Annotated in this window: 23 protein-coding genes, 3 tRNA genes and 1 pseudogene; 10 read left to right on the forward strand and 17 right to left on the reverse strand. The window is 65.9% G+C overall.

The window, feature by feature from the left end; translation table 11 throughout:
* The 6 genes and pseudogenes from M0765_RS25600 to M0765_RS25625 all read right to left on the reverse strand — a co-directional run bounded on the left by M0765_RS25600 (window position 1) and on the right by M0765_RS25625 (window position 5,987).
* Window positions 1–780, reverse strand: a complete 780-nt coding sequence (locus M0765_RS25600) for an enoyl-CoA hydratase/isomerase family protein (RefSeq protein WP_258506816.1) — start codon at window positions 778–780, stop codon at window positions 1–3.
* Window positions 780–1,769, reverse strand: coding sequence for a Bug family tripartite tricarboxylate transporter substrate binding protein (locus tag M0765_RS25605; RefSeq protein WP_258506817.1), 990 nt, complete (start codon window positions 1,767–1,769; stop codon window positions 780–782). Before M0765_RS25605 ends, M0765_RS25600 begins: the two co-directional genes overlap by 1 nt.
* Window positions 1,770–1,847: 78 nt before the next feature.
* Window positions 1,848–3,320, reverse strand: coding sequence for a malonyl-CoA decarboxylase (locus M0765_RS25610; protein WP_258506824.1), 1,473 nt, complete (start codon window positions 3,318–3,320; stop codon window positions 1,848–1,850).
* A 49-nt stretch (window positions 3,321–3,369) separates the two neighbouring features.
* Window positions 3,370–4,038: a GntR family transcriptional regulator gene (locus M0765_RS25615; RefSeq protein WP_258506825.1), complete on the reverse strand. Its 669-nt coding sequence runs from the start codon at window positions 4,036–4,038 to the stop codon at window positions 3,370–3,372.
* 141 nt (window positions 4,039–4,179) lie between these two features.
* Window positions 4,180–5,000: pseudogene (gene lgt / locus M0765_RS25620) on the reverse strand (prolipoprotein diacylglyceryl transferase).
* A gap of 48 nt (window positions 5,001–5,048) precedes the next feature.
* Window positions 5,049–5,987, reverse strand: coding sequence for a LysR family transcriptional regulator (locus M0765_RS25625; protein ID WP_258506826.1), 939 nt, complete (start codon window positions 5,985–5,987; stop codon window positions 5,049–5,051).
* A gap of 105 nt (window positions 5,988–6,092) precedes the next feature.
* Between M0765_RS25625 and ilvD the strand changes: the two genes are divergently transcribed.
* Complete coding sequence (gene ilvD / locus M0765_RS25630) at window positions 6,093–7,787, forward strand: dihydroxy-acid dehydratase (protein ID WP_258506827.1); 1,695 nt, start codon at window positions 6,093–6,095, stop codon at window positions 7,785–7,787.
* A gap of 7 nt (window positions 7,788–7,794) precedes the next feature.
* On the opposite strand, the gene M0765_RS25635 is transcribed toward ilvD, so the two are convergent.
* Window positions 7,795–8,616, reverse strand: a complete 822-nt coding sequence (locus M0765_RS25635; RefSeq protein WP_258506828.1) for a DUF3592 domain-containing protein — start codon at window positions 8,614–8,616, stop codon at window positions 7,795–7,797.
* A gap of 49 nt (window positions 8,617–8,665) precedes the next feature.
* Window positions 8,666–8,914, reverse strand: coding sequence for a TIGR04438 family Trp-rich protein (locus M0765_RS25640; RefSeq protein ID WP_258506829.1), 249 nt, complete (start codon window positions 8,912–8,914; stop codon window positions 8,666–8,668).
* Between the two features lie 106 nt (window positions 8,915–9,020).
* Here M0765_RS25640 and M0765_RS25645 point away from each other — a divergent pair, with 106 nt between their 5' ends.
* On the forward strand, window positions 9,021–9,326 hold the full coding sequence (locus tag M0765_RS25645) for a c-type cytochrome (RefSeq protein ID WP_258506830.1): 306 nt from the start codon (window positions 9,021–9,023) through the stop codon (window positions 9,324–9,326).
* Here the strand turns inward: M0765_RS25645 and M0765_RS25650 are convergent, their stop codons facing one another.
* Both M0765_RS25650 and acs read right to left on the reverse strand, forming a co-directional pair.
* Entirely contained in the window at window positions 9,327–9,827 is a 501-nt protein-coding gene (locus M0765_RS25650; protein ID WP_126749686.1) for a LapA family protein, read from the reverse strand. It abuts the gene before it with no gap.
* A gap of 139 nt (window positions 9,828–9,966) precedes the next feature.
* Window positions 9,967–11,967: an acetate--CoA ligase gene (acs, locus tag M0765_RS25655; protein ID WP_258506831.1), complete on the reverse strand. Its 2,001-nt coding sequence runs from the start codon at window positions 11,965–11,967 to the stop codon at window positions 9,967–9,969.
* Between the two features lie 145 nt (window positions 11,968–12,112).
* Between acs and M0765_RS25660 the strand changes: the two genes are divergently transcribed.
* Window positions 12,113–12,748, forward strand: a complete 636-nt coding sequence (locus tag M0765_RS25660; protein ID WP_258506833.1) for a YqhA family protein — start codon at window positions 12,113–12,115, stop codon at window positions 12,746–12,748.
* 25 nt (window positions 12,749–12,773) lie between these two features.
* Here M0765_RS25660 and M0765_RS25665 read toward each other — a convergent pair whose 3' ends face one another.
* Window positions 12,774–13,691 (reverse strand): LysR family transcriptional regulator, encoded by a 918-nt coding sequence (locus M0765_RS25665; RefSeq protein ID WP_258506834.1) that lies wholly within the window; start codon window positions 13,689–13,691, stop codon window positions 12,774–12,776.
* Window positions 13,692–13,792: 101 nt separating this feature from the next.
* On the opposite strand from M0765_RS25665, the gene M0765_RS25670 reads away from it, so the two are divergent.
* Window positions 13,793–14,410 (forward strand): NAD(P)-dependent oxidoreductase, encoded by a 618-nt coding sequence (locus M0765_RS25670; protein WP_258506836.1) that lies wholly within the window; start codon window positions 13,793–13,795, stop codon window positions 14,408–14,410.
* A gap of 65 nt (window positions 14,411–14,475) precedes the next feature.
* Here the strand turns inward: M0765_RS25670 and fumC are convergent, their stop codons facing one another.
* Window positions 14,476–15,873, reverse strand: a complete 1,398-nt coding sequence (gene fumC / locus M0765_RS25675; RefSeq protein ID WP_126749691.1) for a class II fumarate hydratase — start codon at window positions 15,871–15,873, stop codon at window positions 14,476–14,478.
* Window positions 15,874–16,375: 502 nt separating this feature from the next.
* Here fumC and proV point away from each other — a divergent pair.
* Genes proV through M0765_RS25705 form a run of 6 tightly spaced genes read left to right on the forward strand, consistent with a single transcriptional unit; the run spans window position 16,376 to window position 23,069 of the window.
* Window positions 16,376–17,629 (forward strand): glycine betaine/L-proline ABC transporter ATP-binding protein ProV, encoded by a 1,254-nt coding sequence (gene proV / locus M0765_RS25680; protein WP_258506841.1) that lies wholly within the window; start codon window positions 16,376–16,378, stop codon window positions 17,627–17,629.
* A gap of 22 nt (window positions 17,630–17,651) precedes the next feature.
* Window positions 17,652–18,824, forward strand: a complete 1,173-nt coding sequence (gene proW, locus M0765_RS25685; protein WP_258506843.1) for a glycine betaine/L-proline ABC transporter permease ProW — start codon at window positions 17,652–17,654, stop codon at window positions 18,822–18,824.
* A gap of 23 nt (window positions 18,825–18,847) precedes the next feature.
* Window positions 18,848–19,855 carry a glycine betaine/L-proline ABC transporter substrate-binding protein ProX gene (gene proX / locus M0765_RS25690; protein ID WP_258506845.1) on the forward strand — a complete coding sequence of 336 codons (1,008 nt, stop codon included), beginning with the start codon at window positions 18,848–18,850 and terminating at the stop codon, window positions 19,853–19,855.
* Between the two features lie 58 nt (window positions 19,856–19,913).
* Complete coding sequence (locus M0765_RS25695) at window positions 19,914–21,467, forward strand: fumarate hydratase (protein WP_258506846.1); 1,554 nt, start codon at window positions 19,914–19,916, stop codon at window positions 21,465–21,467.
* On the forward strand, window positions 21,464–22,276 hold the full coding sequence (gene murI, locus M0765_RS25700; RefSeq protein ID WP_258506848.1) for a glutamate racemase: 813 nt from the start codon (window positions 21,464–21,466) through the stop codon (window positions 22,274–22,276). The genes M0765_RS25695 and murI overlap by 4 nt, the downstream gene beginning before the upstream one ends.
* Before the next feature lie 10 nt (window positions 22,277–22,286).
* Complete coding sequence (locus M0765_RS25705; protein ID WP_258506850.1) at window positions 22,287–23,069, forward strand: hypothetical protein; 783 nt, start codon at window positions 22,287–22,289, stop codon at window positions 23,067–23,069.
* 10 nt (window positions 23,070–23,079) lie between these two features.
* On the opposite strand, the gene M0765_RS25710 is transcribed toward M0765_RS25705, so the two are convergent.
* The 5 genes from M0765_RS25710 to M0765_RS25730 form a co-directional block, all read right to left on the reverse strand.
* On the reverse strand, window positions 23,080–24,372 hold the full coding sequence (locus tag M0765_RS25710; RefSeq protein ID WP_258506858.1) for an MFS transporter: 1,293 nt from the start codon (window positions 24,370–24,372) through the stop codon (window positions 23,080–23,082).
* A 42-nt stretch (window positions 24,373–24,414) separates the two neighbouring features.
* Window positions 24,415–25,047: a DUF6806 family protein gene (locus M0765_RS25715; protein ID WP_157614307.1), complete on the reverse strand. Its 633-nt coding sequence runs from the start codon at window positions 25,045–25,047 to the stop codon at window positions 24,415–24,417.
* Between the two features lie 22 nt (window positions 25,048–25,069).
* Window positions 25,070–25,161, reverse strand: a tRNA-Leu gene (locus M0765_RS25720).
* Between the two features lie 105 nt (window positions 25,162–25,266).
* A tRNA-Cys gene (locus tag M0765_RS25725) sits at window positions 25,267–25,340 on the reverse strand.
* A 63-nt stretch (window positions 25,341–25,403) separates the two neighbouring features.
* Window positions 25,404–25,479, reverse strand: a tRNA-Gly gene (locus M0765_RS25730).
* Window positions 25,480–25,515 lie beyond the last annotated feature (36 nt).

The following is a 25,515-nucleotide window of genomic DNA, read 5'->3' on the forward strand; positions in this document are numbered from 1 at the left end:
TCAGAAATTCGGTTTGCGCTTGGCAAGAAAGGCGGCAATGCCTTCGCGGTGCTCGGCGGAGTCGGCGTAGTCGTAGGCGGTTGCGAGCAGGCCCTCGGTCGTTTGCGCGCCTGCTTTCAGCATGGCGAAGGTGCGCTTGTGAAGCCGGGCGGCCTGCGGCGCCAGTGCGGCAATGCGTGCCGCGTGCGCTTGCGCGGCGGCGGGTACTTCATGGTCGGGCAGCACCTGCAGCAAAAAGCCGGCGTCGTACAGCCGCTGTGCGCCGTGCACGCCGGCGGCCAGCAGCATGTCGCGCGCGAGCACGTCGCCAATGGCGCCGTGAACCAGCGCGGCCTCTCGCGGCGCCATGGGAAAGCCAAGCTTGGCAATGGGTGCGCCAAACTTGGCCGACGCGCCTGCGAGCCGGATGTCGCAGCAGCTCGCTATCTCGATACCGGCGCCCATGCACGCGCCTTCGATCTGCGCGACCAGGGGCAGCGGGCAATCGAGCATGGCCTGCAGCGCGGCCCACACTTCATTCTCGTGAAATTCGCGCAAGCTGCTTTCGTCGAACCGGAACGACGGGTATTCGGAGATGTCGCCACCCGCACAGAAGGCACCGCCCTCGCCGCTGATGACCACGCACCGAAGCCCCGCCTCGTCCGCTTGCCCGATGCCCTCGAACACCGCACGCAGTTCGCGCCACATGGCGCGCGTCATCGCATTGAGGCGCCCCGCGTTCGACAAGATGACGAACGCGACCGGCCCCTCGCGGCGCAATGAGACCGTGCTCTCGCCCATTACTCGAGCTTGGCGCCCGAGGCCTTCACCACCGACGCCCAGCGCTTGACCTCGGAATTGACGAAGCCGCCGTACGAGGCCATGGTGAGGCTCGGAATCTCCGAGCCGTTCTGCGCCCAGATGGCCTTGAGCTCATCGGTTGCCAAGGCCTTCTTCATCTCGTCGACGATGCGCGCCTGCATATCGGCGGGCGTGCCCTTGGGGGCCCACAAGCCGTACCAGGTGGTCACGGTGTAGTCGGGCAGGCCGACCTCGGCGGCGCAGGGCACGTCCGGGAACGCCAGGTTGCGCTTGGCGCCGGCCACCATCAGCGCCTTGATGCGGCCGCCCTTGATGTGCTGGGCGGAAGAGCCGAGGCCGTCGAACATCAGGTCGACGTTGCCCGCAATCAGGTCGGACAGCGCCGGGCCCGCGCCGCGGTACGGAATGTGGGTGATGAACGTGCCGGTCTGCAGCTTGAACAGCTCGCCCGCCAGGTGGTGCGAGGTGCCCGAACCCGCCGAACCGTAGTTGAGCTTGCCAGGGTTGCGCTTGGCGGCGGCAACGAACTCCTGCAGCGTCGTGGCGGTCACGCGCTTGGGGTTGACCACCACCACCTGCGGCACGTTGGCCAGCAGCATCAGGGGTACGAAATCTTTCTCGATGTCGTAGTCGAGCTTGGGATAGATCGACGGTGCGATGGCGTGGTGAACCGCGCCCATGAAGAGCGTGTAGCCGTCCGGCTGCGCCTTGGACGCAATGCTTGCGCCCACGGTGCCGCCGGCGCCGCCGCGGTTGTCGATCACCAGCGTTTGCCCGGTCACCTTGGAGAACTGCGCCGAGAGCGGGCGCGCAAAGGCGTCGGTGCCGCCGCCGGCCGGGAACGGCACGATCATGTTGACCGGCCGCGTCGGCCAATTACCCCCCTGCGCACGCGCACCGCCGCACAGAACGGCTGCACCGGCTGCGCCCAGGCGCAGCACGTCGCGTCGTTGAAAACCCTGAGTCATCTGTCATCTCCTGTCGTTGTGGAATGCCGCGGCATGCGGCCGCCGGCGCCTCGCGCGCCGGACTTTCTTTCAGAACTCTCAGCCTTTTTTGAAGAACAGGCCTTCGACATCTCCCGAAACCGCCACCTTGCCCTCGGCCAGCCATGCGCGATGCTTGTCGAGCCGCTTGAGATCGTAGAGGTAATTGACCATGAGGCCATACGATTGCCTTTGGCCCTTGGGCGACGGATCGCCGGCCCAGTTGAGGCGCTCGACACGGGCACCGTTGCCCAGGTGAAAGCGGGCCACGGGATCGGCGGGCGTGCCGTCGATCAGCGTGCGGCCCAGGTATTCGGCGGCGGCCTGCAGCAGCCATTGACGCAGCGGCGACTTGGCGTCGAGCGTGGCTGCGCCGTCTACCGCCGCGAGCAGGCGCTCGGCGGTGGGGGGCAGCGATCCGACGAGGCGGCCGAGTTCGGCCTCTCGCTTTTCGTCCAGGCGCGGCAGCAGCTCCGCAGCGTTCTTGGCCAGCCAGGCGCGAAAGCCGGGAATCGGCGAGAGCGTGGCAAAGGTCTTCAGGCGCGGCAGCTCGTCCTGCAGCGTCTCGACCACGCGCTTGATGAGCGAATCGCCGAAGCTCACGCCGCGCAGCCCGTTCTGGGTGTTGCTGATCGAATAGAAGATTGCGGTGGTGGCCTTGGCCGGCTGGATGGGCACGGCGGTTTCGTCGAGCAGCGGCATGATGCCGTCGCTGATGCGGTCGACCAGCGCCACCTCGACGAAGATCAGCGGTTCGTTGGGCAGCCGCGGGTGGAAGAAGCCGTAGCAGCGGCGGTCGCTGTCGTCGAGCCGGTTCTTCACGTCGGTCCAGCTCTTGATGTCGTGCACGGCCTCGTAGCGGATCAGCTTCTCGATCAGCGAAGCCGGCGAATCCCAGTCGATGCGGCGCAATTCGAGAAACGCGACGTCGAACCAGGTGGAGAACAGGTGCTCCAGTTCGGCGTCGAGCGCAATCAGCCGCTTGTCGGACTTGAGAAAAGGCAGCAGCTCGGCGCGCAGGTCGACCAGGAAGCGCATGCCCTCGGGCTCGACTGCAAAGCGTTGCAGCAGCCGCATGCGGGGCGACACCAGCGCCCGCCGCAGCCGCAGTTCGGCCTGGCCTTCGTCGGCGGTTCCGACGGCGGCCTGGTGCTGGTCGCGCGCCAGCTTGAGCTTTTGCGGATCGGCCGCGAAATGCTCGCTCATCAGCGCCCAGTAGTCGCGGCGCTCTTCCGGCGTGGCGGCCGCGTATTCGAGTGCGATGGCGTGCGCCCTCCGGCCGCCCTCGACCTCGCTCACGCGCGGATCGATGACCGACTGCAAGGCCGTGAGCACGCGCCGCAAGGCACGCGGCGACAGGGCCTCGTCGGCCTTGCGCAAGGTGGCCTGCATGCGCTCGGCCGTCGAGCGCGCGCTGGGCTTTGCGGCAGCCTTGGGCGCGCTGCGGGCGACGCCCTCGGGTGCCACGGGCACCTTGCTGCCGGTCTTGTCGCCAGAACGCAGCCGCGCCTGGAACCATTCGGTCGCACTCATCGACACACTCCAATTCTGTGGGACGGGGAGATGCCCTTCTTGGTGCAGGTCATGACATCACCCTTGATTTCTGCTGCCGCGCCACTTCGCGCAGGGCCTCGCGCTGGCGGGTCAGGTGCGTGCGCATGGCGGCGTCCGCGCCTTCGCTGTCGCGCGCCTTGAGGGCCGCAAAAACCGCCAGGTGCTCAGACAGGCTTTGCTCGAGACGGCCCGGCGCATGCAACTGCTGCAGCCGTGCGAGCTTGAGAATCTTGCGCAGATCGCCGATCACCTGGGCCAGCCACTTGTTGTCGGCCAACTGGATGATTGCCTCGTGGATGAGGTGGTTGGTGGCGTAGTAGTCGTTGATGCGCTTGGCCTTGGCGTGGCGCACCAGCCGTTCATGCAAGCCATCGAGGTCATGCAGCTCGGAATCGCTGGCATTGCGCGCGGCCTCGTAGGCGCAGCGGCCTTCGAGCAGCGCAATGACCGGAAATATCTCGTCGAGATCGCGCTCCGTCACCTCGCGCACGAAGCAGCCGCGCCGCGGCTCGTGCCGCAGCAGGCCTTCGGCCGTGAGCACCTTCAGTGCCTCGCGCAAGGGAGTGCGGGAAATCGCCAGCCTTTCGCACAGTGCCGCTTCGTCCAGGAAACTGCCCGGCGCCAGCTCGCCTGCGAAGATCTGCTCGCGCAGCGTGGCGGCGACTTCGTCGTGCAGGGAGTTGGGAACAAGGCGCATGGAAGGCGGACAGCTACAAGGCGGGCTGAGAGCTTGAATCGTAATTTTCTGTAATTACGCAAAATTGTGGGGCCGCAATCCGCGCAGCGCAAGGGCTGCGCACCCGATGCGCAGCCCGGGCTTACCCTGAGGGCTTGCCGCTCAGGCAGTGGCGGGCCGTGGGCGCCTTGCGGCCCAGAGCCAGAGGCCAATGCCGAAGAGCACCATCGGCACACTGAGCCATTGCCCCTGGCTCAGGTTCAGCGCACGCAGGCCCAGAAAGTCGTCGGGCTCGCGGAAGTATTCGGCAATGAAGCGCAGCACGCCGTAGCCGATGAGGAACACCGCGGCCACCTGCCCTTCTTTGCGCTCCTTGCGCGCGTAGAGCCACATGATGACGAACAGCAGAAGTCCCTCGAGCAGGAACTGGTACACCTGCGAAGGGTGGCGCGGCAGCATCGAGCCGCTTTGCGGAAACACCATGCCCCAGGGCAGGTCGGGACTGCTGAAGCGGCCCCAGAGTTCGCCGTTGATGAAGTTACCCACGCGGCCCGCCGCAAGACCGGTGGGCACGCACGGCGAAACAAAGTCCATCACCTGCCAGAACGGCCGTGGCGCGATCGCGCGAACCAGATCATTGCGCCGATCACGCCCAACAGGCCGCCATGAAAGCTCATGCCGCCCTGCCACACGTAGAGGATTTCGAGGGGATGCGCGAGATAGAACTCGGGCTTGTAGAACAGGCAGTAGCCGAGCCGCCCGCCCACGATGACGCCCATCACGCCAAGAAAAAGAATGTCCTCGATGTCCTTGCGCTGCCAGGCGCCGGTGCCGACGAGCGAGCGATATGGCTCGTGTCCCAGGCGGCGCGTGCCAAGAAAGTAGAACAGCGCGAACGCGGCCAGGTAGGTAAGGCCGTACCAGTGAATGGCGACGGGCCCCAACTGCAGGGCGACGGGATTGATCTGCGGATACATGAGCATGGCGCAGATTGTGCCCCGGCCATGTGGCGTTCCCTGGCGCCGTGGTGGTCAACCGCGCTTGTGCGTCCGCTCGCGCACGAACTCCACGAATCGCGCCAGCGCCGGATGCACCGCATGCGCCGGCCACACCAGGCTGGTTTCGCATGCGGGCAGCGCCACCCGCGCGCGGCCCGGCCCTTTGAACTCCTGGGCCTGGCGGTAGACCACGCCGGCGCGCCTGAACTGCATGACGCTCTGCGGCACCCAGGCCACGCCGATGCCGCCTGAAACCAGGTTGACGATGGTCTGCATCTGGATGGCCTCTTGCGCCACGGTGGGCGTGCGCCCGGCCGAGTGGTAAAGGCCATGGATCGCGTCGTGCAGCGAAGGCACGATGCGGCGCGGAAAGATCACCAGCGGTTCTGCCAGCACCTGTGCCAGCGGCACGGGCGCTGCGCTCGCGAGCGCGTGTTGCGCCGGCATGGCCAGCACCAGCGGCTCCTGCTCCACCGGCAGCCGCGCGAGCCCCGGCGGCGCAGCGCCCGGGGAATGGAGCATCAGGCCGGCGTCGATCTCGCCGCGGGCAAAGGCTTCGAGCTGCACGTCGCCGGTGGCCTCGACCAGTTCCAGCGCCACCTCGGGGCACAGCACGCGGAATTCGCGCACCCAGGCCGGCAGCTTCTCGAAGCCGATGGTCGAAACAAAGGCAATGCGCACCCGGCCCACCTGCCCCGCCGCTGCGGCGCGGGCCCTCTCCGGAAGGGCCTGCGCGCGGGCCAGCAGTTCGCGCACGTCAGGCAGCAAGGCTTCGCCGGCCGGGGTGAGCGCCACGCGCCGGCGCGTCCGGTCGAACAGCGCCACGCCCAGGGTCTTCTCGAGCTGGGCAATGGCCTGCGTGACGGGCGGCTGGGTCATGTGCAGGCGCTCGGCGGCGCGGCCGAAATGCAGTTCTTCGGCCACGGCCACGAACTGGCGCCAGGCACGCAGGTCGATCAAGGCTTCCTTCATATGCCGAGCATATCAATCCGCACGTAAAAAGGGATTGGAATGAATCAATGAGAAGTCCGATACTTGGGCCTCCCCGAGAATTCCCCACGAGAAGAGACACCGACCATGGACACCAAGCCAATCCAGATCAACCGCCGCAGCGCGAACATCGTCGAAGGCAAGAGCCGCGCCCCCAACCGCTCGATGTTCTACGCCATGGGCTACGAAGAGAGCGACTTCAAGAAGCCGATGGTCGGCGTGGCCAACGGCCACAGCACCATCACGCCGTGCAACTCGGGCCTGCAGAAGCTGGCCGACGCGGCCATTGCGGGCATCGAGGAAGCGGGCGGCAACGCGCAGGTGTTCGGCACCCCCACCATCTCCGACGGCATGGCCATGGGCACCGAAGGCATGAAGTACTCGCTGGTGAGCCGCGAGGTCATCTCCGACTGCATCGAGACCTGCGTCGGTGGCCAGTGGATGGACGGCGTGCTGGTGGTCGGCGGCTGCGACAAGAACATGCCCGGCGGCCTCATGGGCATGCTGCGCGCCAACGTGCCGGCCATCTACGTGTACGGCGGCACCATCCTGCCGGGCAAGTACAAGGGGCAAGACCTCAACATCGTGAGCGTGTTCGAAGCCGTGGGCCAGAACGCCGCCGGCAACATGAGCGACGAAGACCTGCTGGAGATCGAGAAGCGCGCCATTCCGGGCACCGGCTCGTGTGGCGGCATGTACACGGCCAACACCATGTCCAGCGCATTCGAGGCGCTGGGCATTTCGCTGCCCTACTCGTCGACCATGGCCAACCCGCACGACGAAAAGGCCAACTCGGCCAAGGAATCGGCCAAGGTGCTGATCGAGGCGATCAAGAAAGACCTGAAGCCGCGCGACATCGTGACCAAGAAGGCCATCGAGAACGCGGTGGCCGTCATCATGGCCACGGGCGGCTCGACCAACGCGGTGCTGCACTTCCTGGCCATTGCGCACGCGGCCGAGGTCGAATGGACCATCGACGACTTCGAGCGCATGCGCAAGAAGGTTCCGGTGATCTGCGACCTGAAGCCGAGCGGCAAGTATCTTGCGGTCGACCTGCACCAGGCCGGCGGCATTCCGCAGGTGATGAAGGTGCTGCTGAACGCGGGCCTGCTGCACGGCGACTGCATCACCATCAGTGGCCAGACCATCGCCGAAGTGCTGAAGGACGTGCCCGACGTGCCGCGCGCCGACCAGGACGTGATCCGCCCCATCAACAACCCGATGTACGAGGAAGGCCACCTGGCCATCCTGAAGGGCAACCTGTCGCCCGAAGGCGCGGTCGCCAAGATCACCGGCCTGAAGAACCCCGTCATCACCGGCCCGGCGCGCGTGTTCGACGACGAGCAGTCGGCGCTCAAGGCCATTCTGGACGGCAAGATCAAGGCCGGCGACGTGATGGTGCTGCGCTACCTGGGCCCCAAGGGCGGCCCGGGCATGCCCGAAATGCTGGCGCCGACGGGCGCGCTCATCGGCGCAGGCCTGGGCGAAAGCGTGGGCCTGATCACCGATGGCCGCTTCTCGGGCGGCACCTGGGGCATGGTGGTCGGCCACGTGGCGCCTGAAGCGGCGGCCGGCGGCACCATTGCGTTCGTGAACGAAGGCGACTCGATCACCATCGATGCGCACAAGCTGGTGCTCGAACTCAACGTGCCCGAGGCCGAGCTTGCCAAGCGCCGCGAAGGCTGGAAGCCGCCGGCTCCGCGCTACACGCGCGGCGTGCAGGCCAAGTTCGCATTCAATGCCTCGAGCGCCAGCTCGGGCGCGGTGCTCGACAAGTTCTGAGAAAGCCTCAGGCCATCATCATCCAAGCGCCGTAGCCGAAGGCCAGAAACCCGAGGCCGACGATCGCAAGGATGCTGCGGGATTCGAACTCCATGGCCGGAGGGAAACTCTGCACCGCAAAGTGCAGCAACGCGCCGGCGCCGATGGTCATGAACCCGGCGCCGAGCGCCTTGCCCATGCTCTCGCCCGGGTAGAGAAAACACACGGCGAAGCCGGCCACGAAAACGAGGTTGGCAAGCACGGTGCCGCGCGTGCGCCAACGCTGCTGCGTGGGCGTGGCCGGGCGCTGCACGGGCCGCCTGGCGGGGCGCCCTTCCTTGATCGCCATGCCGGTGAAGAACAGGCCGAACATCGTCGGGAACAGCCCGAAGATGCCGAACCCCCACACCGGGCCCCACATGTTTTGGAAATCGGCGATCAGCGCCTGCGCCGGGTCGGCAATGCTGTAGCGCACCTCGACAGCGTCGCCCCACTCCTTGTCCGACAAGCCGCCGCCGAGCCCCTTGACCAGGCGTTTCTGGCCGTCGGCCGCGACGTATTCGACCACCGGGGCGCGCGAAACGGTCGTGCGGCCGTTGCTGTCCTTGCTGCGCTCTTCGACAAATTCAATCAGGCTGCCCTGAACGCTGGCGGTGCCTTCAATCGACTGGTAGCGCTGCCAGCCGATGGTTGCCGCGGCATACAGCCCGGCGCAGCCGATCAGCAGCGCCCCAATGCCCACGCCCCAGAAAAAGTTCTTGAGCCATCCGGCCAATCCGCCGATGGCAGGCCCGACCAAGAGCGAGAGCCCGAAAACCAGCATCGCATGCTGGATGGCTTCTTCGTCCATGGCGTGGGCCGCAACGCGTGCAATTTACGATGCCGCGCCCACTCGGGTGTCAGCGCTTCGGGCGGTTGTTGGGCGGCAGGCCCATGTTGTTGCGCTGGCGGTCGATGCGCGCCTGCTTGCGCCGTTCTTCGCGCTCGACAACTTTGCGCTTGGTATAGCCCGACGAATCGGCCCAGGCCCACCACGCCACGGCCAGTGCAAAAGGCGACAACACAATCCACCAGCTCCAGCCGGCAACCATGCCCACTTCGAAGTATTTCAGGCCTATGCCCAGCAGGCCCAACAGCAGAAAAAGCATCGCGAATCCCTCGGGTTTTGTTGGAAACGCTTCCGGACGCCGGTACACGGCGTTACCTACAATCGCGTTAGATCGAATGTAACCCAGCCATTACGAAATAAGCCCCATGAAAAGACTCCTGTCGTTCGCCGTTTTGGGCCTTGGCCTGGCCGCCCCCGTTTTCGCCGACCTGGCGCTGGCCACGTCGAAAAACTGCATGAGCTGCCATGCGGTGGAGCGCAAGGTGCTCGGCCCTTCGTTCAAGGATGTGGCCGCCAAGTACAAGGGCAATGCCGGCGCCGCCGACATGCTCGCAACCAAGATCATCAAGGGCGGTTCGGGCGTGTGGGGTCCGGTGCCGATGCCGGCCAACAACCAGGTCAGCGAAGCCGACGCAAAGAAGCTCGCTGCCTGGGTGCTGTCGACACGCTGATCAAACCCGCGGATCGATGTCCGTGGGCAACGGCCGGCGCTCGATGCGGTCTTCGAGCTGGCCGATGTGCGCAGCCACGGTGTTGTCCGACTGCTCCGAGCGCTGACGGATCACGCTCTCGACCTGCCCCAGCCTCGCAATCAATGCGGCATGGCGCTCGGCGTTCTCCGCCATGTGCTTGTTCTCTTGTGCTTCCAGGAAGTTGCGCAGCTCGGTAAAGCGCGAAGCCTCGGCCTTGTCGGCAAGGTCGCGCTGCACCTGCATTTCCTTGTTGTGGCGCTTGGCGTCCAGCAGCACCGAACTGTGCAGGTAGAGCACGTAGACCAGGAAGAACACGCCCAGGGCCACGGTGAGCCCCAGCATCATCAAGCCCAGCGGCGCGGAAACGGTCATGAACCCCAGCGAAACCGGCACGGGCGAAGACAGCGTGCCCCAGTTGAGCGCGGCAAGGGCCGCGATCAGCAGCAGAATGGCAAACAGGAAAGCAGATCTCACACCCATGGGGGCCTCCTTCGGACAGGTCGAACACAACGAAACTGCCATGCGCGCCCCGGCGCACGGCAACTTCGCTGGTTGTACCTCAGGCCGCGGGCCGCAACGGCCCCTGCTTCCCACTAACGGCCATGTCCTACAGATCGAATCAATTGGTCTGTGACAACTGTTCCAGAATTGCAGGATTTTCGAGCGTGGAGGTGTCCTGCGTGATGGCCTCGCCCTTGGCGATGCTGCGCAGCAGGCGCCGCATGATCTTGCCGCTGCGCGTCTTGGGCAGGTTGTCGCCGAAGCGGATGTCCTTCGGCTTGGCGATGGGCCCGATTTCCTTGGCCACCCAAGCGCGCAGCTCGTTGGCGATCTGCTTGGCCTCCTCCCCGGTCGGGCGGCTGCGCTTGAGCACGACGAAGGCGCACACGGCCTCGCCCGTCACGTCGTCAGGGCGGCCGACCACGGCGGCTTCTGCCACGAGGTCGGTCTTGGAGACGAGTGCCGATTCGATTTCCATCGTGCCGAGACGGTGGCCCGACACGTTGAGCACGTCGTCGATGCGGCCGGTGATCCGGAAATAGCCGCGGTCTGCGCTGCGCACGGCACCGTCGCCCGCGAGGTAAATGGTGCCGCCCATCTCTTCGGGAAAGTAGCTCTTCTTGAAGCGCTCGGGGTCATTCCAGATGGTGCGGATCATCGAGGGCCAGGGCCGCTTGATGACCAGCATGCCGCCCGCGCCGTTGGGCAGGTCCTTGCCGGTTTCGTCGACGATGGCGGCCATGATGCCCGGCAGCGGCAAGGTGCACGAGCCCGGCACCAGCGGCGTGGCCCCCGGCAGCGGCGTGATCACGTGGCCGCCGGTTTCGGTCTGCCAGAAGGTGTCGACGATAGGGCAACGCTCGCCGCCGATATTGCGGTGGTACCACATCCATGCCTCGGGGTTGATGGGCTCGCCCACCGAGCCGAGGATGCGCAGGCTCGTCAGGTCCCAGTTCTTCGGGTGCACCTTCTCGTCGCCTTCGGCCGCCTTGATGAGCGAGCGGATGGCCGTAGGCGCGGTGTAGAACACCGACACCTTGTGCTTCTCGATCATCTGCCAGAAGCGGCCCGCGTGCGGGAACGTGGGAATGCCCTCGAACACCACTTGCGTGGCGCCGGCCGCGAGCGGGCCGTAGGCCACATAGGTGTGGCCGGTGATCCAGCCGATGTCGGCCGTGCACCAGAACACGTCTTCGGGCTTGATGTCGAAGGTCCAGTCCATCGTGAGCTTGGCCCACAGCAGGTAGCCGCCGGTGGCGTGCTGCACGCCCTTGGGCTTGCCGGTGGAGCCCGAGGTGTAGAGGATGAAAAGTGGATGCTCGGCGTTGACCGCCACCGGCGGGCAATCGGTGCTCTGGCCCTTCAGTGCCTCGTCGAATGTCTTGTCCCGGCCTTCGACGCGGTTCCACGCGGAGGGCGTGCGCTCGTAGACGAACACCGTCTTGATCGACTCGCAGCCGCCCATTGCAATGCCGTCGTCGACGATGGCCTTGAGCGGCAGTTCCTTGCCGCCGCGCAGCTGGTAGTTGGCGGTAATGACAGCCACGGCGCCGGCGTCGATGATTCGCTCCTGCAGCGCCTTGGCCGAGAAGCCGCCGAACACCACGCTGTGCGTGGCGCCGATGCGCGCGCAGGCCTGCATGGCGATCACGCCTTCGACCGTCATCGGCATGTAGATGATGACGCGGTCGCCCTTCTGGATGCCGGCGGCCTTGAGCGCATTGGCAAACTGGCTCACGCGGCCGAGCAGTTCCTTGTAGGTGACGTTGGTGACGGTGCCGTCGTCGGCCTCGAAGACGATGGCCGTCTTGTTCTCGACCGGCGTGCCCATGTGCTTGTCGAGGCAATTGGCACTGGCATTGAGCTCGCCATCGCCGAACCATTCGTAGAACGGCGCCTTCGACTCGTCGAGCGTGCGGGTGAACGGCTTGGTCCAGTTGAGGTTGGCTTGCGCCTGGCGGGTCCAGAAGCCTTCAAAGTCCTGCTCGGCCTCCTTGCACAGCGCCTCGTAGGCGGCCATGCCGGCAATGCGGGCACCTTGGGTGGCACGGGTGTCGGGCGGGAACACGCGGTTCTCGACCAGAACGGATTCGATGTTCTTCGATGCGCTGCTGCTCATTCTCTTGTCTCCTGGGTAGGTGCGGCCGTAATGTCGGCGGACCCACTTACGGGTCACTGACGGTCCGATATTAGTTCGCAGGGTTATCACGGGTCCGACACGAGGGCACCCCTAGAATCGCCAGTCGTTCCCAACCTTCCTCCCGATGTCCGCTCCCGACCCTTTCGATACCCGGAACCCGCCCGTACCAGCCCGCGGCTCGCCGCTTCGGCCGCTGCCCAAGCTGATTTTTGCCAGCCGCTGGCTCCAGCTGCCGCTGTACCTGGGCCTGATCGTGGCGCAGGCGGTGTACGTGGTGCACTTCCTCGTCGAACTGCTGCACCTTGTCGAAGCCGCCTTCGGCAACAAGGACGCGCTGCAGGCGCTGATCACCAGCATCGGCTACAAGACCACCGCACCGGTGGGCACGCTCAACGAAACGGTGATCATGCTGGTGGTGCTGGCGCTGATCGACGTGGTGATGATCTCCAACCTGCTCATCATGGTGATTGTGGGAGGCTACGAAACCTTTGTGAGCCGCATGGACCTGGAAGGCCACCGCGACCAGCCCGAGTGGCTGAGCCACGTGAACGCCTCGGTGCTCAAGGTCAAGCTGGCCACAGCCATCATCGGCATCAGCTCGATCCACCTGCTGAAGACCTTCATCAACGCCGACAACTACACCGATCGCGTGTTGATTGCGCAGACGGTGATTCACATCGCCTTTCTGTTCTCGGCCATGGCCATTGCCTACACCGACAAGCTCATGGCGTCGAACGCGCCGCGCGGCAACGGGCACTGACACGAGCCGATCCGGCTCAGGGGGCTCAGCCGGCGCGGGGCAAGTCCCAGGCCGGAACCTCGGTGAAACGCGCGGCCAGAAAGTCGAGCATCGTGCGCAGCGTGGCCGGCATGTGCTTGCGAGAGGCGTACACCGCATACATGCCCACCACCTGCGGCTCGAATTCCGGAAACAGCCGCACCAGTTCGCCCGACTTCAAAAGGCATGAGGTCAGGTAGGTCGGCAGCATCGTGATGCCGGCCCCGGACCGCGCAAGCTGCATCAGGCTCGCGGCATCGTTGGTCGACACGTTGCCGCCCACAGCCACCGAGACGGGCGTGCCGTCGTCCTTGCGCGTGAAGTTCCAGAGGCTGCGTCCGAAGTAAGAGTGCGTGAGGCAGTTGCGCTGGGCCAGTTCTTCCACGCGCAGCGGCTCGCCGTGCTCCTTCAGATACCCGGGCGAAGCGCATACCACCGAACGGCAATCGGTCAGCCTGCGCGCGATCAGGTTGGGGTCGATCTCCACCGCCACCCGAATCGCGAGATCGATGCGCTCGTCCACCAGGTTCACTGCCCGGTCGAGCAGCACCAGGTCGACCGCCACGCCGGGATAGAGCCGCACATAGTCGGCCACGGCGTCGGCCAGCTGGGCCTGCGCAAACGAGGTGCTGGCCGTGATGCGCAACTGCCCGCGCGGCGCCTCGGCCGGGTGCCGCACCGCGGCCTGCATGTCGCCCGCGAGCTCGAGCACCTGGCGGCAACGCGGCAGCAGTTCTTCGCCCGCCGCGGTAAGGCTCAGCCGGCGCGTGGTGCGGTGCAAGAGGCGCGCGCCGGTCCATTGCTCCAGCTCGGCCACATAGCGCGTGACCACCGGCCGGGAAAGGTCGAGCTTGTCGGCTGCGGCCGAGAGGCTGCCCGAATCCACCACGGTCACGAAGACCCGCATTGCGTTCAAACGATCCATTCGAACGATTTTAGGAATAAAGAAACGCGTAAATCGAGGTATTTCTTTCGAAACCAGAAACCTAAGATGCGTTTCATCGAATCAACTTTTCTGGAGCATTCATGAGCCACATTGCCATCATCGGCGCCACCGGTCGCGCCGGCGGCCGCCTTCTCGAAGAGGCCCTGCGCCGCGGCCACACCGTAACGGCCATTGCACGCAAGGCCAGCGACAAGCTCTCCGGCCGCGCCAACGTGAAGGCGGTGGACCTCGACGTGCTCGACGGTGCCGCACTCGAAAAGGCGGTGGCCGGCCACGACGCGGTGTTCAGCGCCGCGCACTTCTCCACAGTGCCGCCAGCGGCCGTCATCGAGCCGGTGAAGCACGCGGGCGTGAAGCGGCTGCTGGTGGTCGGCGGCGCGGGCAGCCTGTTCGCGGCACCGGGCCTGAAGGTGATCGACACGCCGAACTTCCCCGATGCCTACCGCGCCGAAGCAACGGCAGGCGGTGTGTTCCTCGACGCGCTGCGCAACGAGAAGGAACTCGACTGGACCTTTCTTTCGCCCTCGGCCGAGTTCGTCGAAGGCGAGCGCACCGGCAAGTTCCGCATTGGCAAGGACGACCTGCTCGTGAGCGCCGAGGGCCGCAGCTGGATCACTTTCGAAGACTACGCGATCGCGTTCATCGACGAGCTCGAGAAGCCAGCGCACTCGCGCCAGCGCTACACCATCGGCTATTGATCGACCACTGATCGACCGGCAAACAAAAAGGACCCGCGGGTCCTTTTTTCATGGGCGAGACGGTCTTACCGGCCGGTCATGTTTTCAGGCACCACCCACTGGTCGAATTGCTCGGCCGTGAGGTGCCCCGAGGCAATCGCCGCCTCGCGCAGGCTCGTGCCTTCCTTGTGCGCCTTCTTCGCGATGTAGGCCGACTTGTCGTAGCCGATGTGCGTGTTGAGCGCCGTCACCAGCATCAGCGAGCGCTGCACCAGCTCGGTGATGCGCTCGCGGTTCGGCTCGATGCCCACCGCGCAGTGGTCGTTGAAGCTCACCATGCCGTCGGCCAGGAGGCGCACGCTCTGCAGGAAGTTGTGCGCCACCATCGGGCGGAACACATTGAGTTCGAAGTTGCCTGAAGCGCCGCCGATGTTGATGGCGACGTCGTTGCCGAACACCTGCGCCGCGAGCATCGTGACGGCCTCGCTCTGGGTCGGGTTGACCTTGCCCGGCATGATCGACGAGCCGGGCTCGTTCTCGGGAATGCTGAGTTCGCCGATGCCGCTGCGCGGCCCGCTAGCGAGCCAGCGCACGTCGTTGGCAATCTTGTTCATGCTGGCTGCGAGCGTCTTCAGCGCGCCGTGCGCATGCACCAGCGCGTCGACGCTGGCCATCGCTTCGAACTTGTTCGGCGCCGTCACGAAAGGCAGGCCCGTGAGCTTTGCGAGTTCGGCCGCCACCTGCTCCGCATAGCCCTTGGGCGCATTGAGCCCGGTGCCCACGGCCGTACCGCCGAGCGCCAGTTCGCACAGGTGCGGCAACGCGGCGCGCACATGCGCTTCGCCGTGCGCCAGCTGCGCCACGTAGCCCGAGAACTCCTGGCCCAGCGTGAGCGGGGTGGCGTCTTGCAGGTGGGTGCGGCCGATCTTCACGATGTCTGCAAAGTCCTTCGACTTTTGCTCGAGCGTGCCGCGCAGCTTGGCAATGGCCGGCAGCAGCTTGTGCGTGATGGCCTCCACGGCGGCCACGTGCATCGCGGTGGGAAACACGTCGTTGCTCGATTGGCTGCGGTTCACGTCGTCGTTCGGGTGCACGAGGCGCCCTTCCCCGCGCTCGCCGCCGAGCAATTCGCTCGCCCGGTTGGCCAGCACCTCGTTCACGTTCATGTTGGTCTGCGTGCCCGAGCCGGTCTGCCATACCACGAGAGGAAACTCACCGGGGTGCTTGCCGGCGATGACTTCATCGGCTGCGGCAACGATGGCCTTGGTTTTCTTTTCGTCCTGCAGGCCCAGCGCGTGGTTGACCACGGCCGACGCGCGTTTGACCTGCGCCAGCGCCTTGATGATCTCGCGCGGCTGCTGCTCGCCGGAAATGTCGAAGTTCTGCAGCGAGCGCTGCGTTTGAGCGCCCCACAGCTTGTCGGCCGGCACGTCGATCGGTCCGAAGGTGTCGCGCTCGGCACGGGTCTTGGGGGAAGTCGTCATGGTGAAAAAAGCTCCGCAATCTTGGATGGTCGCGCCGCCTGATCGGGCGCGGGCTCCAGTATCTGCCAATAAGAATGGCTCGCATTTGGCGGGGCCATTCCGCCCGCCGCCAACATCACGTTACGCCCGTTGGGTTGACTCGCGTCATGTCAAAAAGTTATGATCTTGGGCTCCAGACGACCAACAAGTCATGTTGATCGGCCCTGCACTACTCGCGGATCTCCGAATCCCGTCGCGGTGCAAGGTTCTCCCGCCGGGCCCTGCCCGGCAAAACCGGCCGGATTGTTTCCGGCCCCACTGCCACGCCAACATTCGGCGGGCACTGGTTTCGTCGCCACGTCGTCTTCAGTGCCTGTCGGCAGCCCCAGAGGTTCGCCGGGCCATTGCACGCGTTTTCTCGCGCTCTGTGTTCAGCCTCCCCTCGGCTGATGGCGTGACCGTTGCCGCCTCCTGCTTCAGGGGCGGTGCTGTGTCCAAACATCACACAAGGAGCCCCCGGCGTATGGCCAAAGGAATTCTCATCGACCATGTCTTCAAGGTGTTCGGCGATTCACCCGAGCAGGCACTCGAACTGGTCCGGCAAGGTTTTTCGAAGAAGGAAATCCTTGCGCAGACGGGCCAGTCGATCGGCGTGTTCGATGCCACCTTCGAGATCCAGGCCGGCGAGATCTTCGTGATCATGGGTCTCTCGGGATCAGGCAAGTCGACGCTGGTGCGCCTCTTGAACCGGCTGATCGAGCCGACCGCCGGGCGCATCGTGATCGACGGCGCCGACATCAACGAGCACTCCGACACCCAACTGCGCGCTCTGCGCCGCAAGGACATCAGCATGGTGTTCCAGTCGTTTGCGCTGATGCCGCACATGACGGTGCGCGAGAACACCGCGTTCGGCCTGGAACTCTCGGGCACGAGCAAGAAGGAGCGCCTTGCGCAAGCCGACAAGGCGCTCGCGCAGGTGGGCCTTGCGGGCTGGGGCGACAGCTACCCCGATGAGCTCTCCGGCGGCATGCAGCAGCGCGTGGGCCTGGCGCGCGCGCTGGCTTCGGACCCGTCGATCCTGTTGATGGACGAGGCCTTCTCCGCGCTCGACCCGATCATCCGCACCGAGATGCAGTCGGAGCTGCTGCGCCTGCAGCAGGAGCAGCGCCGCACCATCGTCTTCATCTCGCACGACCTGGACGAAGCCATGCGCATCGGCGACCGCATCGCGATCATGAAAGACGGCCAGGTGATCCAGATCGGCACGCCCGACGAGATCCTGCGCAGCCCCGCCGACGACTACGTGCGCAGCTTTGTGCGGGGCGTGGACGCGGCGGCCGTCTTCAAGGCGGCGGACATCGCGCGCAAGTCGCTCACCGTGGTGTGCGAGCACCCCGAGCGCGGTGCGCGCGCGGCGCTCAAGCTGCTGGAAGACCAGGACCGCGACTTCGCCTACGTGACCAGCCCGAACAAGCGCTTCCTCGGCGTGGTGTCGGCCGACACGCTGCGCGGCGCGCTCGACGGGCATTCGGGTCCGCTCGGGCTGCAGCACGCCTTCCTGGCCGACCTGCCGCGCATCGACGCCGAGGCGCCGGTGGCCGGCCTGATCGGCCAGCTTGCGCAGGCGCCGTGCGCGCTGCCGGTGGTGGCGGGCGACGGCCGCTTCTGCGGCGCGATCAGCAAGACGACGCTGCTCAAGTTCCTGGACCGCGACACGCCGCCGATCGAGCCGGTCTCGCCGCATGCAGCGCCCGCGCTCGCCGCCGAGCCGCACTGAATTCACGAAGGACAACCGAACGATGAACGACACCACATTGCCTTCTTCCGACCTGAACGCGCCGGGCCTCGGCGCCGCGTTGAACACGGCCCCGGAGCCCGCGGCTTTCGTCGATCCGTGGGAGGCGCTCTCGGCCGCGCCCGACGCCTCGGCCGCGAGCGCCTGGCTCGATGCGCCGGTGAACGCGGCCCATCAGCTCGCCGGCCAAGCCGACAGCGCCACCAGCGGTTTTCAACTGCACCGGCTCTGGGACGGCTCCCTGCCCGTCGAATCCTGGATCAATCAGGGCCTGGGCTGGGTGGTCGCGCATTTCCGCCCCTTTTTCCAGACGGTGCGCCTGCCCATCGACAGCACGCTGAACTGGGTGCAGAGCCTGCTGACCGGCCTGCCGACGCTCGCGATGATCGCGCTCATCGGCCTTTTCGCCTGGCAGTTTGCGGGCCGCGCGCTCGCCATCGGCACCACGGCGGCGCTGCTGCTCGTGGCCATGCTGGGCATCTGGCCCGAGGCGATGGTCACGCTGTCGCTGGTGCTGACCTCGCTGGTCTTCTGCATGATCATCGGGCTGCCGCTCGGGGTGCTGCTGGCCAGCAGCGACCGCGCCCAGCGGATCATGCGGCCCGTGCTCGACGCGATGCAGACCACGCCGGCCTTCGTGTACCTCGTGCCTGTCGTGATGCTGTTCGGCATCGGCAATGTGCCGGGCGTGATCGTGACGATCATCTTCGCGCTGGCACCGTTGGTGCGCCTGACCAACCTGGGCCTGCGCCAGGTGCGGCCAGACCTGATCGAGGCTGCGCGGGCCTACGGCGCCTCGCCCTGGCAGATGCTGGTGAAGGTGCAGCTGCCGCTGGCCATGCCGTCGATCATGGCGGGCATCAACCAGGCGCTGATGCTGTCGCTGTCGATGGTGGTGATCGCTTCGATGATCGCGGTGGGCGGCCTCGGCCAGATGGTGCTGCGCGGCATCGGCCGGCTCGACATGGGCCTGGCGACCGTCGGCGGCCTGGGCATTGTGCTGCTGGCGATTTCGCTCGACCGCCTGACGCAGGCAATGGGCAAGTCGCGCCGCAGCGCGGGGCGGCGCTGGTGGCACACGGGTCCTGCCGGTCTTGCGCTGCGCGTACTGCAGCGCCTGGTGGGCACGCCTTCGCGCGACGCGGGCGCGCCCGTTCCCGCGCTTTCCACGCAATGACAGGCCATGGAGGAAATCAACGCATGAAGAAAACCCGTCTTCTCATCGCCCGCGGCCTGCTCGCGCTCGGCTTCATCGCCATGGGTGCAACCGCACAGGCCGCCAACGACCTGCCCGGAAAAGGCGTCACCGTGCAGCCGCTCAAGAGTTCGCTCGCCGAAGAGGCTTTCCAGACGCTGCTCGTGATGCGCGCACTCGAAAAGCTCGGCTACACGGTGGAACCCATGAAGGACCTCGAGCCCGCCACCGAGCACCTGGCCATTGCCAACGGAGACGCCACGTTCATGGCCAACCACTGGAGCCTGCTGCACGCGGACTTCTACAAGAACAGCGGCGGCGACGCGAAGCTCTCGCGCACCGGCGTGTACTCCGACGGCGCGGTGCAGGGCTACCTGATCGACCGCAAGACGGCCGAGCAATACAACATCACCAACATCGCGCAGTTGAAGGACCCGGCGATCGCCAGGCTCTTCGACGCGGACGGCGACGGCAAGGCCGACCTGACGGGCTGCAACCCCGGCTGGGGGTGCGAGCTGGCCATCGAGAACCACCTTACTGCCTACCAGCTGCGCGACACCGTCACCCACAAGCAGGGCAGCTACGCCGCACTGATGGCCGACACCATTGCCCGCTTCAAGCAGGACAAGCCGGTGCTGTACTACACCTGGACGCCCTACTGGGTTAGCGCCGTGCTGCGCCCCGGTGCGGACGTGGTGTGGCTGCAGGTGCCGTTCTCGTCCGCCCAGGGCGGCGGTGCGGACACGCAGCTTCCCAACGGCAAGAACTACGGGTTCCAGGCTAACAAGGAACAGATCGTCGCCAACAGGGCTTTCGTCGAGAAGAATCCGGCCGCCGGCAGGCTGTTCGAGGTGATGAAACTGCCGATTGGCGACATCAACGCCCAGAACCTGCGCATGAGCCAGGGTGCCAATACGCAGCAAGACCTGGAGCGCCATACCGACGGCTGGATCCGGGCGCACCGGCCGCTATTCGACGGCTGGATCGAGGAAGCCCGGGCCGCCGCCAGGTAGAACGCGGCGGCTGAGATAATCGGGGGGCGTTTCCACACTCCAAAGAACACCCCCCACCATGACGACCACGATCCAGCAGGCCGACCTGATCGAATCGATCAGCGCCGCGCTGCAGTACATCAGCTACTACCACCCCGCCGACTACATCGCCCACCTGGCCAAGGCCTACGAGCGCGAGCAGAGCCCCGCCGCCAAGGACGCCATTGCGCAGATCCTGACCAACAGCAAGATGAGCGCGACCGGGCACCGCCCGATCTGCCAGGACACCGGCATCGTCAACGTGTTCCTCAAGGTGGGCATGGACGTTCGCTGGGGCGGTTTCACCGGCAGCCTGGAAGACGCCGTCAACGAAGGCGTGCGCCGCGGCTACAACCACCCCGACAACACGCTGCGCGCCTCGGTCGTGGCCGATCCGCAGTTCGACCGCAAGAACACCAAGGACAACACGCCCGCGGTGATCTTCACCGAGATCGTTCCGGGCAACACCGTCGAAGTGACGGTGGCGGCCAAGGGCGGCGGCAGCGAGAACAAGAGCAAGCTGGTCATGCTGAACCCCGGCGACAGCGTGGTCGACTGGGTGCTGAAGACGGTGCCCACCATGGGCGCCGGCTGGTGCCCGCCCGGCATGCTGGGCATCGGCATTGGCGGCACGGCCGAGAAAGCCGCGCTCATGGCCAAGGAAAGCCTGATGGACGACCTCGACATGCACGAGCTGCAGGCCAAGAAGGCCTCGGGCGCCGAACTCAGCAAGGTCGAGGCGCTGCGCATCGAGCTGTACGAGAAGGTCAACGCCCTGGGCATCGGCGCGCAGGGCCTGGGCGGCCTGGCCACCGTGCTCGACATCAAGATCAAGATGTACCCGACGCACGCGGCCAGCAAGCCCGTGGCGATGATTCCCAACTGCGCGGCGACCCGCCATGCGCACTTCGTGATGGACGGCAGCGGCGCGGTGTACCTCGACCCGCCTTCGCTCGACCTCTGGCCCGATGTGAACTGGGCACCCGACGAAAAGAAGAGCAAGCGCGTCGACCTCGACAAGCTCACGCCCGCCGAAGTGGCAAGCTGGAAGCCGGGCGACACGCTGCTGCTCAACGGCAAGATGCTCACCGGCCGCGACGCCGCGCACAAGCGCATCCAGGACATGCTGGCCAAGGGCGAGAAGCTGCCGGTGGACTTCACCAACCGCGTCATCTACTACGTCGGCCCGGTCGATCCGGTGAAGGGCGAAGCCGTGGGCCCCGCGGGTCCGACCACGGCCACGCGCATGGACGGCTTCACCGAGATGATGCTGGCCAAGACCGGCCTGATCGCGATGATCGGCAAGGCGGAGCGCGGCCCGGTTGCCATCGAAGCCATCAAGAAGCACAAGAGCGCCTACCTCATGGCCGTGGGCGGCGCCGCCTACCTGGTGAGCAAGGCCATCAAGACCGCCAAGGTGGTGGGCTTCGAAGACCTGGGCATGGAAGCCATCTATGAATTCGACGTGGTCGACATGCCCGTGACGGTGGCGGTCGACGCGGGCGGCACCAGCGCGCACATCACCGGCCCGGCCGAGTGGCAGAAGCGCATTGCCAGCGGCGAATTCAAGACCATCATGATGGAAGAAGCTTGAGCCTGATTGGCGTCTTCGACAGCGGTGTCGGCGGGCTCAGCGTGCTCGCCGCGCTGCGCGCCGAGTTGCCGTACGAACGCTTCGTGTATTTCGCCGACACGGCCTATGCGCCGTACGGCGAGCGCGGCGACGCCTATGTGATCGAGCGTTCGCGCAAGGTGACGGAACAACTGATCGCCGAGCACGCCATCAAGGCCCTCGTGGTGGCGTGCAACACCGCCACCACGGCGGCGATTCACCTGCTGCGCGCCGAGCATCCGGCACTGCCCATCGTGGGCCTGGAGCCCGCGCTCAAACCCGCCGTGGCAACGAGCCGCACCGGGCACATCTCGGTAATGGCCACGCGGGGAACGCTGGCGAGTGCCAAGTACGCGGCGCTGCGGGAGTCTTTCGCAGGATCGGCGACCGTGCGGGCCGTGCCTTGCGACGGGCTCGTGAAGGCCATCGAAGGCTTCGACACCGCGGCCATTGCCGCACTGTGTGAACGCTACATGACCGAGGCCGGGCCTTTCGGCCACGCCTCCGGCGAGGTCGACACCGTGGTGCTCGGCTGCACGCATTACCCCCTCGTGAAGAGTGAGCTGCAGCGCCATGCACCGCCTGCGCTGCGCTTCATCGACACCGGCGCACCGGTTGCTCAGCAGACGCGGCGCGTACTGGCGTCGCTCGGCGGGCTTGCGGATAGCGGCGAGGGCGGACTGGTCTTGCAGGGCAGCGGCGACCTGGCCGTGCTCGAAGCGGCCGTCGCGCACTGGCTGCAAAAGCCCCGACAACAAAGTGCCGCAGCACCTGCCGCGAACTCCGTCTGAAGCGTTCGGCATGCGCCTGTTTCTACGCCGCACCCTGCTCCTGCTGTGCCTCTCGGCCGCCGGCCTGAGCCATGCAGCCTGCGAGAGCGGCCTGGCCGAGCGCATGCATGCCAAGCTGTATCCGAATCGAGCGCTCGACGAGCGGCTGGCCGCGTGCAAGCCTTGGCCGGCGTTTCCGGGGCGCAGCATCGTGGTGCTGCCAGTGCCGCGCGAGACCAGCAGCACGGGCGCCAAGGTGTTCGACCTGGAACTGCTGCTCATCCAGCGCCCGGACAACGGCAATACCGAGCGCGACACGGTCATCGGCCGCATCTTCCAGCCCGAGGCGCTCGACGAAGACAGCGCGACCGCCATTCAGGACATTCGAATCGACACCTCGCGCTATGTGCTGTCTTCCGACACGCGCGCATTCGGCCTGCGCGTGCGCTACAGGAGCACCGCGCCCGGCAGCTCGGCCGCGAGCGAAACCATTCGCCTCTACGTGCACCACGGCAGCAAGCTGCGGCAGGTGCTGCAGGAGGTCGAGCTCGACCACGACAGCGGCGAATGGGACAGCACCTGCACCGGCCGCTTCGAGAAACTGCGCACCATGCTTTCGGTGGGCAAGTCTGCAAGCAACGGCTACGCCGACCTGCAACTCTCGCGCACGCTGGTTCAGAGCCACGCACAAATGCAGGAAGACCAGGGCTGCACCGAGAAGGCCCTGCCCGCGCGATTCAGCAACGTGACGCTGCGCTACGACGGCGAGCGCTACCGGGTGCCCAAGTCGCTACAGCAACAGCAGATGCCCTGACCCGCGGGCTCTACCGGCTGCGCAGAGCGGCTGTGCGGCCACGCGCCATGTCGATGGGCAGCAACAGCAGCAAGCCCGCCACGAACAACACCGCGGTCGAGAGAATGGCAATGCGCTGGTTGCCGCCCGCGGCCCAAGTAATGGCGCCGAACATGAGCGGACCGATGATGCTCGCCAGCCGCGTGGCAAAGGTCCAGAGCCCGAAGAACTCGGCAAGCTGCTGCGGCGGCGCGAGGTAGCCGGTCATTGCGCGTCCGGCCGACTGGCTCGAGCCCATGGCGAGACCCGCGATGGCTGCAGCCCACCAGAAGGCGCCCTTGGTGGTAGCCATGGCCGCTATCACGCACACGGCAATCCACGCCACCAGCGTGGCGGCCAGCGAGATCTTGTGGCCCACGCGGTCCTGCAAGCTGAAGGCGCCCAGCGCGGCCGCCAGGTTGAGTACGAAGATCAGCACCATGGTCTCGCTCGCAACAAAGCCGATGACCTGCTCTGCGTAGATGGCGGCCAGCGTGATGGCCACCGCCACGCCGCCTTGGTAGAAGACCGTGCAGATCAGCAACTGCATGAAGTCGCGGTACGCGCGAGCCTCGCGAAAGGTTGCGCGCAGTTGCTGCCACGTGCCAACTGCCCTGGTCGCCGCCTGGGGCTGCGCGCGCTCCGGCAGCAATGCAAACGTGGCCGAGGCTGCCGCGCCGTAGATGGCCGCCGTGATCAGCATGGTGACCGGAACGAAATGCGACGCCGGCAGGCCTTTGGCTTGGGCCGAAAGCACATAGGCCAGGCACAGGCCGAGCGCGAGCATTCCGCCGATATAGCCGAAGCCCCAGCCCCATCCGCTGACCTTCCCCATTCCCTCGGCCGTCGCGAGTTCAGGCAGGAAGGCGCCGGTCAGCGACTCGCCGTACGAATAGAAGGTGTTCGAGACGATCACCAGCGCCATGGCAATGGCAACGCCTTGGGTGCCCGAAAACCCCGGCGTGAGCGCGAGCGCTGCGGTCGCAACCACGCAGCCCAGCGTTGCCACGGCAAGCACGCGCTTCTTGGCTGCTCGCCGGTCGGCCCAGGCACCGATGGCAGGCATCGAGAGCATGACGATGGCATAGGAGATGCTGAGCGCCGCGGTCCATGCGAAGGCCGCCCAAGGCGCGCCCTTGGCGATGCCACCCACGAAGTAAGCGGCGAACACGGCCGTGATGACGACCGTGGTGTAGCCCGAGTTCGCAAAGTCGTACATCGCCCAGCCGAACACCTCGCGCTTGCGCACGCCGGGGTTCAGGGCTGAGGACGGAAACAGCGCCATGAGGCGTTGTCGATCAGGGCGCCGGGCGTTTCGCGGAGTCAGTCAGTGCAGGTGGCGCGGACGGCGGCCGCCGCCATGCCCGCCACCGCTGCCACTGCCGCCGGTGCCGCGCGGGCGCTTGCCGATTTCGAGCGAGTTCACGAGCGCATCGAAGCGGTCGCTGAAGAGACGGTCGATTTCGGAAACCACGCCGCCCAGCTCGGCGCCGTCGAAGTGGCGCTCCATGAGGTTGACGACGTCTTCGACCAGCAGGTCGCGCTGCACCTGCATGATCGCGGCCGGATTGGGGCCGACGAACAGCATCAGGAAATCGTCGCGAGACTCTTCCTCGGGGTCGCCCTCTTCTTCGTCGAAGTCGGTGTCGTAGAACGTGACCTCGATGGCCGCGCCGCGCTCCGAGAGCTCGTTCAGCGCCATGCACATTTCGTCGAGCGCCTGGCGAAAGTCTTCGTCGCCCGGCACCGTCCAGCACATCTGGAGCATGTGGTCCTTCTGCTCGAAACGAATGCCGGGTTCTTCCTCGTAGGTGCTGGTGGCACCGTCTGCCAGCGACTTGGCGCCCGCATAGGCCCACAGCGGCTTGAGAGCTTCCTGGATCTGGTCGAAGCTGACGTCGGACCGCAGCGGCACGTCGCCGTGCACATGAATTTCAAATGGAGCGTTGTAACGAGGCATTGTGTGCTCCCTTGTCTAGATGTGGTGCCCGGAACGGGGGTCGAACCCGTATGCCCCGATTAAGGAAGCGGCGGATTTTAAGTCCGATGTGTCTACCAATTTCACCATCCGGGCCTCGGGTTGAACATCGACGATAACCCAAACAAAACGAGCCCCGGCAACGCAGGTTGGCGGGGCTCATTTTCAGTGGAGGGTGGATCGAACTTGATCAGAGAGAGGTGGAGGCGCGACCCGGAGTCGAACCGGGCTAGACGGATTTGCAATCCGTTGCATAACCGCTTTGCTATCGCGCCACGCTGAAAAACGAAATCGAACTCGCGAAAAAAAGGGAAGCATTGCTTCCCTTTTTCAAAAACTGGAGCGGGAAAAGAGTCTCGAACTCTCGACCTCAACCTTGGCAAGGTTGCGCTCTACCAACTGAGCTATTCCCGCGTTTCGAGCCTCGAATTATAGAACACTTTTTCGGGG

It is taken from the genome of Variovorax sp. S12S4, from assembly GCF_023195515.1.
GTDB lineage: Bacteria > Pseudomonadota > Gammaproteobacteria > Burkholderiales > Burkholderiaceae_C > Variovorax.

Coding starts and splice junctions, on each gene's coding strand:
- M0765_RS25600 (WP_258506816.1), bottom strand. CDS start 780: ATGGGCGAGAGCACGGTCTCATTGCGCCGCGAGGGGCCGGTCGCGTTC.
- M0765_RS25605 (WP_258506817.1), bottom strand. CDS start 1,769: ATGACTCAGGGTTTTCAACGACGCGACGTGCTGCGCCTGGGCGCAGCC.
- M0765_RS25610 (WP_258506824.1), bottom strand. CDS start 3,320: ATGAGTGCGACCGAATGGTTCCAGGCGCGGCTGCGTTCTGGCGACAAG.
- M0765_RS25615 (WP_258506825.1), bottom strand. CDS start 4,038: ATGCGCCTTGTTCCCAACTCCCTGCACGACGAAGTCGCCGCCACGCTG.
- M0765_RS25625 (WP_258506826.1), bottom strand. CDS start 5,987: ATGAAGGAAGCCTTGATCGACCTGCGTGCCTGGCGCCAGTTCGTGGCC.
- ilvD (WP_258506827.1), top strand. CDS start 6,093: ATGGACACCAAGCCAATCCAGATCAACCGCCGCAGCGCGAACATCGTC.
- M0765_RS25635 (WP_258506828.1), bottom strand. CDS start 8,616: ATGGACGAAGAAGCCATCCAGCATGCGATGCTGGTTTTCGGGCTCTCG.
- M0765_RS25640 (WP_258506829.1), bottom strand. CDS start 8,914: ATGCTTTTTCTGCTGTTGGGCCTGCTGGGCATAGGCCTGAAATACTTC.
- M0765_RS25645 (WP_258506830.1), top strand. CDS start 9,021: ATGAAAAGACTCCTGTCGTTCGCCGTTTTGGGCCTTGGCCTGGCCGCC.
- M0765_RS25650 (WP_126749686.1), bottom strand. CDS start 9,827: ATGGGTGTGAGATCTGCTTTCCTGTTTGCCATTCTGCTGCTGATCGCG.
- acs (WP_258506831.1), bottom strand. CDS start 11,967: ATGAGCAGCAGCGCATCGAAGAACATCGAATCCGTTCTGGTCGAGAAC.
- M0765_RS25660 (WP_258506833.1), top strand. CDS start 12,113: ATGTCCGCTCCCGACCCTTTCGATACCCGGAACCCGCCCGTACCAGCC.
- M0765_RS25665 (WP_258506834.1), bottom strand. CDS start 13,691: ATGGATCGTTTGAACGCAATGCGGGTCTTCGTGACCGTGGTGGATTCG.
- M0765_RS25670 (WP_258506836.1), top strand. CDS start 13,793: ATGAGCCACATTGCCATCATCGGCGCCACCGGTCGCGCCGGCGGCCGC.
- fumC (WP_126749691.1), bottom strand. CDS start 15,873: ATGACGACTTCCCCCAAGACCCGTGCCGAGCGCGACACCTTCGGACCG.
- proV (WP_258506841.1), top strand. CDS start 16,376: ATGGCCAAAGGAATTCTCATCGACCATGTCTTCAAGGTGTTCGGCGAT.
- proW (WP_258506843.1), top strand. CDS start 17,652: ATGAACGACACCACATTGCCTTCTTCCGACCTGAACGCGCCGGGCCTC.
- proX (WP_258506845.1), top strand. CDS start 18,848: ATGAAGAAAACCCGTCTTCTCATCGCCCGCGGCCTGCTCGCGCTCGGC.
- M0765_RS25695 (WP_258506846.1), top strand. CDS start 19,914: ATGACGACCACGATCCAGCAGGCCGACCTGATCGAATCGATCAGCGCC.
- M0765_RS25705 (WP_258506850.1), top strand. CDS start 22,287: ATGCGCCTGTTTCTACGCCGCACCCTGCTCCTGCTGTGCCTCTCGGCC.
- M0765_RS25710 (WP_258506858.1), bottom strand. CDS start 24,372: ATGGCGCTGTTTCCGTCCTCAGCCCTGAACCCCGGCGTGCGCAAGCGC.
- M0765_RS25715 (WP_157614307.1), bottom strand. CDS start 25,047: ATGCCTCGTTACAACGCTCCATTTGAAATTCATGTGCACGGCGACGTG.